At 46.6% G+C, this 12,209-nt stretch carries 11 protein-coding genes; all 11 read left to right on the top strand.

Going from position 1 to position 12,209, the window contains the following annotated elements:
• Positions 1 to 19 precede the first annotated feature (19 nt).
• Positions 20 to 823 (top strand): undecaprenyl-diphosphate phosphatase, encoded by an 804-nt coding sequence (locus tag PVOR_RS15785; RefSeq protein ID WP_006210343.1) that lies wholly within the window; start codon positions 20 to 22, stop codon positions 821 to 823.
• Positions 824 to 926: 103 nt separating this feature from the next.
• A complete protein-coding gene (locus tag PVOR_RS15780; RefSeq protein ID WP_006210342.1) occupies positions 927 to 1,472 on the top strand; it encodes a TetR/AcrR family transcriptional regulator in 546 nt (181 codons plus the stop codon).
• 303 nt (positions 1,473 to 1,775) lie between these two features.
• The gene (locus PVOR_RS15775) at positions 1,776 to 2,687 is read left to right on the top strand and encodes an alpha/beta hydrolase (RefSeq protein ID WP_006210341.1); all 912 of its coding nucleotides are present in this window, start codon (positions 1,776 to 1,778) and stop codon (positions 2,685 to 2,687) included.
• A gap of 44 nt (positions 2,688 to 2,731) precedes the next feature.
• Entirely contained in the window at positions 2,732 to 3,370 is a 639-nt protein-coding gene (locus tag PVOR_RS15770; protein WP_006210340.1) for an SDR family oxidoreductase, read from the top strand.
• 261 nt (positions 3,371 to 3,631) lie between these two features.
• Positions 3,632 to 4,096 carry an MEKHLA domain-containing protein gene (locus tag PVOR_RS15765; RefSeq protein WP_006210339.1) on the top strand — a complete coding sequence of 155 codons (465 nt, stop codon included), beginning with the start codon at positions 3,632 to 3,634 and terminating at the stop codon, positions 4,094 to 4,096.
• Positions 4,097 to 4,288: 192 nt separating this feature from the next.
• A complete protein-coding gene (locus PVOR_RS15760) occupies positions 4,289 to 4,510 on the top strand; it encodes a hypothetical protein (protein WP_006210337.1) in 222 nt (73 codons plus the stop codon).
• A 182-nt stretch (positions 4,511 to 4,692) separates the two neighbouring features.
• Positions 4,693 to 5,547 (top strand): stalk domain-containing protein, encoded by an 855-nt coding sequence (locus PVOR_RS15755; protein WP_006210335.1) that lies wholly within the window; start codon positions 4,693 to 4,695, stop codon positions 5,545 to 5,547.
• A 688-nt stretch (positions 5,548 to 6,235) separates the two neighbouring features.
• Positions 6,236 to 7,603 carry a cytochrome ubiquinol oxidase subunit I gene (locus PVOR_RS15750; protein ID WP_006210334.1) on the top strand — a complete coding sequence of 456 codons (1,368 nt, stop codon included), beginning with the start codon at positions 6,236 to 6,238 and terminating at the stop codon, positions 7,601 to 7,603.
• Positions 7,600 to 8,613: a cytochrome d ubiquinol oxidase subunit II gene (locus PVOR_RS15745; protein ID WP_006210333.1), complete on the top strand. Its 1,014-nt coding sequence runs from the start codon at positions 7,600 to 7,602 to the stop codon at positions 8,611 to 8,613. Before PVOR_RS15750 ends, PVOR_RS15745 begins: the two co-directional genes overlap by 4 nt.
• A gap of 69 nt (positions 8,614 to 8,682) precedes the next feature.
• The gene (gene cydD, locus PVOR_RS15740; protein WP_006210332.1) at positions 8,683 to 10,479 is read left to right on the top strand and encodes a thiol reductant ABC exporter subunit CydD; all 1,797 of its coding nucleotides are present in this window, start codon (positions 8,683 to 8,685) and stop codon (positions 10,477 to 10,479) included.
• Positions 10,472 to 12,199, top strand: a complete 1,728-nt coding sequence (gene cydC / locus PVOR_RS15735) for a thiol reductant ABC exporter subunit CydC (protein WP_006210330.1) — start codon at positions 10,472 to 10,474, stop codon at positions 12,197 to 12,199. Before cydD ends, cydC begins: the two co-directional genes overlap by 8 nt.
• Positions 12,200 to 12,209: the final 10 nt, after the last annotated feature.

Below are 12,209 nucleotides of genomic sequence, written 5' to 3'. Positions count from 1 at the left end.
GAAAGAGGGATATTCACGGATGACTGATGTTATGAAAGCGATAATACTTGGCATAATAGAGGGCTTAACTGAATTTTTACCAGTCTCGTCTACTGGACATCTTATTTTAGCAGGGCATTTGCTTAGCTTTGAGGGACAGACTGCAATAACTTTTAAAATTGTTATACAGCTGGGTGCGGTGATGGCAGTTCTGCTTCTTTATTGGAAAAGGTATTTGGCCATCGGGGCTAATCTCATTAGAATGGATTTTTCCCCAAGTAAAGGGTTAAATGTAATTCATATGATGTTGGCTATGCTGCCAGCATTAATTCTGTACCTTCTCTTCAAGGATACAATAAAAAGCCAATTATTCGGCCCAATTCCGGTCCTGATCGGTCTGGTTGCTGGTGGCTTGTTGATGATCATCGCCGCACGGAGCAGGAGAACGGAAACTGCAGAGACTATGGATAGGATTCATTATAAACAAGCGTTTGGGATTGGTCTGTTCCAGTGTCTGGCTTTGTGGCCGGGATTTTCGAGATCGGGTTCGACGATTTCAGGCGGCCTTTTGCTTGGCACCAGTCAAAAAGCCGCCGCCGATTTTACGTTCCTTATTTCCGTGCCTGTTATGTTTGGTGCAAGCGTGTTGGACTTGTACGATAGTCGAGAATTGCTGGACTCTGACGATTTATTCCTAATGGCCATTGGCTTTATGACATCCTTTCTTGTAGCTATGATTGCAGTAGTGACGTTTATTAAATTGATTAAGCGGCTTCGATTGGAATGGTTTGCTCTATATCGTTTTGTCTTAGCAGGGCTATTCTACTTAATCGTCCTTCAGTAACCGATAAATGAGTAGCATATTGATGCAGTATAACACAAGCGTGTATAATTGATTTGATTCAAATTACACAATTCTCGTTAAAGAAAGTGTGGTACTTCCATCAATGGTTAAAGTGGATAGACGAAGTCTCAGATCTCAAGAGTCGATTAAGGGCGCTTTTATTGCGCTGCTGGCAGAAAAAAGCTTTGACGAAATTACGATACAGGATATTGCCGATAAGGCAAACGTAGGCCGAAGAACCATCTATCTTCATTATTTGGATAAATACGATCTGTTAGACAGACTCATTGAAGAGTACATTAGTGAGCTGAGGAGGCTCTGCCAATCCTCGTCGGATTTGAGCTTTGTGGATGCGATGCGGATCTGGTTTGAATTTTTCGAACAGAATTACTCCTTCTTCGCGACCATTTTGGCGAGTAAGGGCGCTTCTTCATTCCGCAGCGGTTTTATTAAGCTTGTCAGTGAAGAACTTGAGGGTGAATTGGATGTAGCTGAAGGCATAAATAAGGGCTTCAGTAAAGATATCGTTCGCAAATTTATGGTAACGGCGACGGTGGGGATCATAGAATCCTACTTTACCAAGGAAATCACCGACCCGATCGATGTCGTGGCCGAACAAGTTGGACGCTTGTTAGAGCGGAATCTATAAGGAGTTGAAGCGGAGCTCTACTGGGAGGTATGGATTTATGATCCATGCCTTTTTGTATTTTCGTAATCACGGCACAATTTCGATCGATGTGTGCATTAATGCACACGATGCGGTCATTTGATCATTGAAGATATTTCATTCCTGTTTAAAATAATACACATGAGGTCGTTATCGCACACTTACGCATTAACGAGATTTCATAACCATGATGCATCAGAAAAAGACATGGATCCATTTGTAAGTGATCCAATCGGCGAAAATAGCAGGTCAATCACAATAAAAAACAATCGGAGGACTAAAATTATGCAAAAAAACGTTAAATTTAAAAACAACCAATTGTTGTTGGCAGGTAACTTGTATGTTCCAGCTGGATTCGATGAAACCAAGAAATATCCGGCAATCGTTGTCTCCCATCCTGGCGGCGGCGTAAAAGAACAGACGGCGGGACTTTACGCGAATAAACTTTCTGAATCAGGTTTTATAACTTTAGCATTCGATGCATCCTATCAAGGAGAGAGTGAAGGGACCCCGCGTTATCTCGAAGATCCGTATGCTCGTACAGAAGATGTTCGTGCAGCAGTGGACTATTTAACGACATTATCCTATGTAGATACCCGTAAAATTGGCGCGTTAGGTGTTTGTGCCGGCGGGGGCTATACAGTAGCGGCTGCACAAACCGAACGCCGCATTAAAGCTGTAGCAACGGTTAGCATGGTCGATATCGGATCACTATTTAGTGAAGGGATTGCTCGTGCAGTACCGGTCGAAGACCAAATCAAACTGTTGGAACAAGTTTCTGGACAACGGACAGCCGAAGCCAATGGAAGTGAAACGCTCCATGGTCCGTATGTGCCTCAGGAATTGGAAGAAGGCATGACGGGTACAATGGCGGAAGGACACGAATATTATGTAACCGCACGCGGATGCCACGAAAATGCACCTAACCGTTTCGTGTTTACAAGCTTCGATAAAATTTTTACCTTCTCTGCATTTAGCCACATTGATAAGTTCTTAACGCAGCCATTTTTAGCGATTGCCGGTAGTGATGCGGATACTCGCTACTTCAGCGAAGAAGCGGTTCAAGATGCTGCTAGTCGGGATAAAGAATTATTCATCATGGACGGTGCTACACACGTTGCATTATACGACCAGCCTGAATACGTGGGTCCGGCAGTGGAAAAGTTAGAGCAGTTCTTTACAGATCATCTAAAATAATATGATTCGCTTAGATTCAATAAACAAGGGAAAGGAGTATTAATGTGACCTCTATATTAATTCTTGGAGCCGGAGGGCAAATCGCAGACCAAGCGATTGATTTATTCCTGCAGGAAACCGATGTACAGTTGACTCTATATCTGCGAAACGCAAACAGACTGAAGAAATATGAATCAAATCGTGCACGCCTGGTCGAAGGCGACGTCTTGGATCACACAACATTAAGAGAATCAATGGAAGGACAAGATGCGGTTTATGCCAATCTGTCCGGCGACGATCTGGAGGACCAAGCGAAAGCCATCGTAGATGCAATGGAATCGACGGGCGTGAAACGCTTGATTTTTATCAGCTCGCTCGGTATTTATGATGAAGTCCCGGGAGATTTCGGCAAGTGGAATAACCGCACAATCGGTGAATATTTGGGACCATATCGCAAATCAGTCGATGTTATCGAGGCCTCGAATCTCGACTACACCGTACTCAGACCTGCATGGCTGACCGATTATGACGAGATTGAATATGAGGTTACGGAGAAGGGCGAGCCGTTCAAAGGCACGGAAGTATCGCGCAAGAGCGTCGCGGCCCTAGTTGTCAAATTAATTGAATCTTCGGATCTCCATGTTCGCGGAAATTTAGGGGTCAACAAGCCGAATACCGATGGTGAAAAGCCAGCCTTCTATTAAGCAGTTCCCGCTTAGTTTATAAAGAAGATCATAGTAAAATGAGGGTGTCTCAAAAGATATTAGATCTTGCGAGATGCCCTTTTTGCTGTCTGAAGACGTCCATGAGCGAATCGTTCCACCTGTACGGTTACCCTGACCCCAAGAGTCAGGAATGGTTCTGAGCAAGATAGCGCTACTTTTTAAACGCAAAGAAACCAATCTTTGGTAAAATAGAGATGTGATTCACCTTTTACGATAGCAGCAGCAGGGAGGACGGGGAAAATGAATAACAACAGCTTTCATACATCCAACAAGCACGCCAGTGTGATTCTGAACAGCTACCTGAGATGGACAGGAAAGTCGCTTCTTGATCATTCAGTTGAATCAGGTACAGAATCAGAAGTACTGTTCCGGGCTCCACTCGTCATACTGTCCCATGGAACAGAGCCGGACCCGATTTTGAACTATGGTAATCAGATGGCGCTTGAATTGTGGGAAGTAAACAGGGAGACCTTCACCCAAACGCCCTCGAGGCTAACGGCAGAACCGATGGAGCGCGAGGAACGCGCGGCCTTCCTGAAAGCTGTCAGTGAATATGGATATGTCGATAATTATACAGGTATTCGTATTTCCAGCACCGGCAGAAGATTCTATATCATGCAGGCGACGGTATGGAATCTTACAGACGATAACGATGTATTTCATGGACAAGCTGCTGCTTTTCGTCAATTTCGTTACATAGAATGAAAGAAGCATATGACGATATGGCCACAATAGCTGTGACTTGAAGAAGGAGGAATAAGCTTTTCCTTCATTGACTATAGAATTTTAATGTTAGTAAGTGATGATGTTCTGAGAATTCAGGGGATACCAGGGTTACCGCATCAATTTTCAATATGTTTGTCGTCCATAAATAATATTCAGAAATGAGGAACCGTTATGGAGGAGCAAGATGGTCGTGTATCAAATGATACCACCGTGGAATCTATCAAAAGTTTAACAGATAAAGATGCGAAGACTTTCTTGAACCTTATATACGCAGTTTTGAAAGATAACACGAGTCCTAAAGAACAATTGATTTCAAATGTATTGTCCATTTATGAGAAGCAAATACCGAGAGTGGTTAAAGCAAGACAGAATCGTAATGATGGATCAAGCTGATAGATATAAAAGCCGTATAAGTTACACCTAAAGAAGAGGCTGGACTCTCTCACAAGGCGTTCAAAACCGGTAGTCGTGAGACGCACGATCTACGGAACGGATTTTACTGTCGCAGCAACTTTTCTAAGATCTATGTGTTACTATTGTAGTATTGAACTTTACATTAAGTGGGTGATCATTACTTGAAGATTAAGAAATGGAAAAATGCAATTGCCGTTATACTTATGATATCCGTACTTTTACCGCTGGGAGCACAAAAATCGGATGCGGCTTCGAAGTACGTTGAACTGGAGTTGCAATGGGAAGACGGCCGAATCTCTCATATTGAGACGCTGCTTAAGGACGGGGTTACTTACGCAAGTTTTTTCTCACTCGGCAGTGCGGCAGGTCTGCTGTGGAAGATGGAAGGTGACGATGTGGCCGTTCTGACAAGGGATCAGAAACGCATTGTTGTACACATGGGCAGCAAAATTGCTGAAGTTGATGGTCGAAAAGTGGATATGGGCAGAGAGCCTGTGTGGTATATCAGTCACCTTTATGTGCCGATTCAATTTCTCGCATCTGCTCTGGATGGGGAAGTGGCTGATCGTGACACAAAGACGGGGAAGGTAACCGTGACTGGACTCCACAATTATACGGATACTTTCTATGGCAGCATGATGGGATACAGCTATGTGATTCGTGCAGCAAGAGGGGATCTTGAGATTACTAATGCTGTTACGGGACAAAAGAATTCGATTCCGCTAGGCATCAAGGACATTAATGTGAATACTCACGATCTCAGCTTACAATTCAAGCGGACTCCCGAAAATTTACTTATTGTAATCATTGAGTATTCTAATCGAAAGACTGGAGAATATGATCTGTATGCATTAGTATTTAAGAATAAAGGGCTAATTCGCAAATCTGTTGCTCACGGGTTAATGGAGCAGCATGAATGGTTGAAGTCGGACGGCACCATTCAACTCATTGATGATCACAATATACGTATGATTGACGATGGAAGCGGCAATGTACTTGAAGTGATTGCTCGGTAACGTTGGACAACAAGAACATAAAGACTCTAAAAGTCGCTTAATATGCGACTTTTTTTTGAGGCTCCATAAAAAGAAGAGGGCTATGGGAACAAGGTGTTCAAGTCCCAAATCCATAAAAAAACTTGGCGCTTCAGCCTTCTAATCTTTTTATTTACGCATGTAATGGGTAATAAGATGATGTTGGCTCTGATGGGAGGGATACGCGCATTACCACGTATGAGGGAGATGAATCAATAGCTCCTTCGAGTGCATTCTGTATTTTTCACCAAGTTGTCAGAAAGAGTTGACCCTTTCTTGAACGTTTAGGGACGAAGACGTGTCAGTGATTGATTTGCTAAGAGACAAAGATATAATAATTTTAACTATTAGGTTTCATCTAGTCATTTAAATGCATGTAGTACCAGGTTTATACAGGCTCGCAAGATCTCGCTTCAGTCGGGCAAACGGTAGTCAAACGAAGCAACCAACGTTTTGCCCAACACAGTGCTGTCATTTACGTTACTTTGTGAAAAAATTCTCTTTTTATATAACAGAGATCGAGGAACGATTCATAAAAACGCAGCTTGCAGCGATGTCGCCTAAAGCCTATCCAAACCTGATATTGAATGCAGCCCAACGGGTGGCAGGCCTAATCCAAAGTTTAATTTATCACAATAATGGAACAGAGTTTAAAAGGAGGCAGTATAAAATGGCAATTGATACGGTAATGTGGAGCAGGCTGGTGACAGGTATGACACTCGCATTCCACGTTATTTTTGCGACACTTGGTGTCGGTATACCCTTAATGATCGCTATTGCAGAGTTCATCGGGATTCGCAAGAAAGATCCCCATTATACACTGATGGCGAAGAGGTGGGCACGAGGTTTTGTCATTTCTGTCGCGGTTGGTGTCGTGACCGGCACCGTGATCTCCCTGCAGCTGGCCCTGGTGTGGCCGAATTTTATGAAGCTGGCTGGGAATGTCATTGCACTGCCATTATTCATGGAAGTGTTTGCGTTCTTTTTTGAGGCCATCTTCCTGGGCATTTATTTGTATACGTGGGATCGATTCAAAAATCCGTATATCCACTGGCTGCTGACCATTCCGATTGTGATCGGGGCAGGCATGTCGGCTGTCTTCATAACAACGGTGAACGGATTCATGAACCAGCCTGGAGGCTTTGTGATGGAAGCAGGCCAATTCACGGCGGTTGACCCGGTGCAAGCGATGCTGAATACGGCAACGTTCTCCAAGGTGTTCCATGTATTAAGCTCGGCTTATTTGACAGGAGCAGCCCTGTTAGCCGGTATCGCAGCCTTTGCGATGCTGAGAAAAGGGGTATCCGCCTACCACAAAAAAGCCTTGAACCTCATGATGGCCGTTGTTTTACTGTTCGGGGTGCTGAACACGTTAGCCGGGGATGTGTCCGCCAAGTTTTTGGCTGAGCATCAGCCGGAGAAGCTTGCTGCGGCAGAGTGGCATTTTGAGACGGAAAGCGGCGCGGATTTGATTCTAATGGGATGGCTGAATGCAGAGCATGAAATTCTAGGGGCTCTTCACCTGCCGAAACTGCTCAGCTTCCTGGCCTTTGGAGACTTTAATGCAGAGGTAACGGGGCTGGAGGAATTTCCCCAGGACGAATGGCCGCCGCTTCTCGTTCATTACCTGTTTGATTTGATGGCCGGAATCGGATTTGCTCTGCTCGCTATTGCGGTGCTATATTTCCTGTTTGTGTTCTGGAAAAAACGCAATGAGCTTAACAAGTGGATGCTTCGCATTATCGCACTGGGCGCACCGCTTGCTTTCCTGGCTGTTGAGCTGGGCTGGTTCTATGCGGAAATTGGGCGACAGCCGTGGATTATCCGCGGGATTATGCGGGTGGAGGAAGCTGCTACGTCTTCACCGAATATAAGAATTTTATTCTTCGTTTTCTTGCTCCTGTACATCGTACTGGGCATCATGTGTGTAATCGTGTTAAGACGCTTGTTCAACAATAATCCGGCGGAAGTCGAGATGGAGAAATGGCTGAAGGAAAAGCCTGATCCATCTACGGAGAAGGGTGGTCCTGCATCATGAGTTACGAATTGATTGGCATCTCGGTGCTGTGGCTGTTCTTGTACGGCTATCTAATTATAGCCTCTATTGATTTCGGGGCGGGCTTCTTCGCTTTCTATGCACGCTTGACGAAGCAGGATCATCTGATTAATCGTTTGATCTCCCGTTATTTATCACCCGTTTGGGAGATCACGAATGTATTTTTTGTCTTTTTCTACATTGGTATCGTCGGATTTTTTCCGGACACGGCCTTTTATTATGGCTCCGCGCTGCTTGTTCCGGCCAGCATAGCCGTAATACTGCTTGCGATTCGCGGTTCGTTTTATGCTTTTGAAAATTACGGCTCCAAGAAAAACATTGTGTATCTGTTCTTATACGGAGCAACAGGTTTGCTTATTCCCGCTTCATTATCAGTGGCGCTAACGTTGTCTGAAGGCGGCTTTATCGTGAAGCAGGGGGAGACGGTTTCTCTGGATTACTGGGAGCTGTTTACCAATCCGTTATCGTGGAGCATTGTGGGACTCGCAATAGTGTCCGTGTTGTTCATTAGCGGCACATTTTTGACATTTTACGCTTCTCGGGCAGAGGATCATTCTGCGCTGAAGCTGATGCGGAATTATGCCCTGTTCTGGAGCACACCGACCATTATTCTCGCACTGACAGCATTTATTTATTTGGGTCAGCACAATGAGCGTCATTTTCAAAATATGATGGATTTATGGTGGCTGCTCGCGCTTTCCGTTGCTTTCTTCATGATTACGATGTGGCTGTTATACAACGGACGACGTTATGGTTTAGCTTTTATATGCGTCATGCTGCAATTTTTCTGTGCCTTTTTCGCTTACGGGATTGGGCAATACCCTTATATTCTTGATCCGTACATCACGATTCAGAGCAGCGCAACTTCACCGGCCATGGGCTTCGCACTGGTTGTTGTGTTTGTCGGTGGACTGCTCCTGTTGATCCCATCCCTTATTCTGGTGTTCCGACTATTCCTGTTTGATGCGGATTATGTAAAAGGGAAAAAATAAAGAGAATTGATCCATTACGGCTTGTAACAGGTTTCTATACAGGCCTATATATATAAGGAGGAGAGATCTGTGAAGAGGAGATCCAGTCTGATTTCTCAGCAAATGTCTTCACAACGGAAAAGTATGACCCTCCTCGCGGTCATTTCGCTCGCGCTTGGTGTTGCTATTGTGAGTCAGGCTGGACTGCTTGCTGAAGCAGTCCAGCGGGTTTTTGTAGAGAGTGCTTCCTTTTCATCGGTTGCCGTGCTGCTCGGCCTGCTTCTGGCTGTTATGGTTATACGCACATTGTTGTCGTATGGAAACGGTAAAGTTGGCTTGCGTATGGCTGCCACTGCGAAGACGAATATGCGAGCAGCTGTGCTGCAAAACTTGACCCATGCCTCCATGCCTTCAACCCTTCTTGGACAGACGGGAGGGAAGGTCAGTATTGCTCTGGATGCTGTGGATGAGGCTGACAGTTATTTCAGTCAGTACATGCCGCGTATGATGGAAGCTGCCATGATCCCGCTACTGATTCTGGTCGTTACATTTACCCAACATGCCAACACAGGTTTCATTATGCTGTTTACGGCTCCGTTTATCCCGTTGTTCATGATTCTGGTGGGGCTGAAAACGAAGAATAAATCCGAAGAAAAATATGCGCAGCTGGCCGAGTTTTCAGGTACGTTTCTGGATTCTCTGCAAGGGCTGGTGACGTTGAAACTATTTGGACGGGCCCGCCATCAGCAGCAGGAGATTGAACGCAGCAGTCTGGGCTACCGTGATGCCACGATGGGCATTTTGAAGATTGCGTTTACGAATACCTTCATGCTGGAATCGATCGTGATGCTAAGTATCGGTATTGTCGCGCTCGAACTGGCTATCCAGCTGCTCGTTTTCAAATCGATGACGTTCCATACTGCATTTCTCGTTCTGCTGCTCGTTCCCGAGTTTTACAGTCTGTTAAAGAACACGGGAACGGCCTTTCACAGCGGACGAACCAGTATGGGAGCGGTTCGCAAGGTGGAGCAGATGCTGGAGGAAACGGCAGGGGAGAGCTGGAACGCGAATGGCAATGAAGGAGAAGGTACATCCGAAGGAATCGACAAGATCATTGCTCATTTCGACCCAATTCACATGCCGCCATCGTTGGAACTGGACCATCTCCGGTTTCGATATGCTCCCGATTCTTTCGAGCTGGAGACTGGACGGATCACGCTGGGTCCGGGAGAACACATTGCCATTGTTGGCAAGAGCGGTTCCGGCAAAACGACTTTGCTCCATCTCATTGCAGGTTTGCTGAAACCAGCCTCGGGAACCGTACTGGTGAATGGAAGCCCACTCTCACAATACGATGAGAGCGCATGGTTCGAGCATGTTAGCTACATTACACAGCATCCGTATATTTTTGCAGGCACATTGGCTGAAAATATTGCAATTGGGGCTGGTGGAAACATCACCAGGGCTGAAATTGAGCGAGCGGCAGAGGAAGCCGGACTTGCCGCGCTTACCGCCCAATTGGAGCATGGATTTGATACCTTTGTGGGTGAAGGAGGCAGGGGGCTGTCCGGCGGGGAGAAGCAGCGGCTTGCTCTGGCACGCGCTTTTTTGAAGCGGCCTGCCATCATATTGTTTGATGAACCTACAGTTGGGCTGGATTTGCACACCGAGCGGGTACTGCAGCGCTCCATTGCCAAGCTGGCCAAGTCGGCTACGATGATAACGGTGGCTCACCGATTATATACGATCCAACAAGCCGACAAAATTTTGTATATGGACCGTGGAGTGCTGGTGGACGCCGGACGGCATGATGAGCTTCTGGAGCGTCTGCCCCAGTATGCCGAGATGGTGGATGTAGAGCGGAAAAGGGGGGATGACCATGAATGAGCTGGCTGTTCTGTCCAAAGCGATGATGCAGGAGCGCAAGGATATTGTCCTATCGATTTTGGGTGGTTTTATCGCTGGCATAGCCGGTGTGGCACTCTTTTCCGCGAGCGGTTATTTGATTTCGCAAACGGTATTTGCGCCACCGCTCTATACATTGATTGTGCTCACCTCGCTGGTCAAAATGCTGGGTCTGCTTCGGGCGGCGAGCCGTTATGGAGAACGCTTGTATTCTCACCGGGCGACGTTCTCCATGCTCAGCCGTTTGCGCACATCCTTTTTTGCCAAGTTAATTCCTTTAACGCCCGGTATACTGAACAAAAATCGAAGCGGGGATTTGCTTGCGCGGATCGTTGGGGATGTGGAAAGCCTGCAAAATTATTTTTTGCGTGTTGCTTATCCTCCGATCATGGTAGTCATGGTGTTTTTGGCTACAGTGTTGTTTACTTCTGCCTTTTCACTCTGGATTGCCCTTCTGTTTGTGCTGGGCATGCTGGTAACGGCATTCGTTGTACCGGGAATTGTTTTGCTCGGGCAGCGGAGAATCCATGGACGCGTTCGCGAGCAGCGGGCGCAGCTTTCCACGGAAGTTACCGAAGTGTTGTATGGATTCCGGGATTTAAAAGTGTACGGGCAATTGGCACAGCGGGAGCAGCAGCTTCAGCAGGCTTCCTCAACACTGGCGGCCGAGCAGCAGCGAGCAGCCGGGCACTTGCTGCGCGGGCAATCGATGCATGCTTTGGTTACGTTTCTCATTTCCTGGGGGGTGCTCGCGCTGGGTGCCTATTTAATAATGGACGGGGCGCTCGCCGGGATGTTTCTGGCTATGCTGGTCATGGCCTCGTTAACCGTATTTGAAGAAGCGGCGGCAATGGCGACATTACCCGCGTATAAGGAGGATAGCGAACACGCAGCTAAACGACTGACGGAAACGGTTCAGTCCACCGCCGTGCAATCCTCGCAGCCAGGTGGCACGTTGGCTGTGGATCATGCTGTTTCGATTGAGCTATCCGGTGTTACGTTTCAATATGAAGGTGAATGGAGAGCGGCGCTCAGGGATATGTCGCTGCTCATTACACCCGGATCCAAAACGGCGATTGTCGGGCCGAGCGGTTCAGGAAAATCAACGATTATCGACTTGCTGCTCAAGCTGCGTACACCAATGGATGGTGATATACGATTAAACGGCATTTCGGTGAAAGAACTGGATGAGGCGAGCATATGGCAAGCGGCTAACGTGGTGCTGCAGCAAAGTCATTTCTTCCGGGGAACGATCCGGGACAACCTGCTGTTGAATGGAGAAGAGCACACAGACGAACAATTGTTGGAAGTGCTGGCTAAAGTGCAGCTGCCCGATACATCGTTGACCGATAGGGTGTATGAAAAAGGGGAGAATCTCTCAGACGGGGAGAAGCAGCGGCTGGCTCTGGCACGGGCGATGCTTCGCAAAGGACGGTTATGGCTGCTGGACGAACCCACTTCATCGCTGGATTATGTGACAGAGCAGCGCGTTATGAAGCATCTCTATACACAGGCAGCTCATGATACACTTCTCCTGATATGTCATCGGCTTACCGGATTGGAAGAGATGGACCAGATTGTGGTCATGGACCAAGGCAGGGTAATCGAAACAGGTTCTTATCCGGAGTTGATGGAGCAAAAAGGCTATTTTTATGAGATGAAGCAAATTGAGCGGCAAATGATCGGAGAAGTGGGAGCGTAGACAAGACGAC

This window comes from Paenibacillus vortex V453 (assembly GCF_000193415.1).
In the GTDB taxonomy this organism is placed as follows: Bacteria; Bacillota; Bacilli; order Paenibacillales; family Paenibacillaceae; genus Paenibacillus_AQ; species Paenibacillus_AQ glucanolyticus.
The sequence above is the reverse complement of the archived record's forward strand: the minus strand, read 5'-3'. Positions and strand labels throughout refer to the sequence as shown.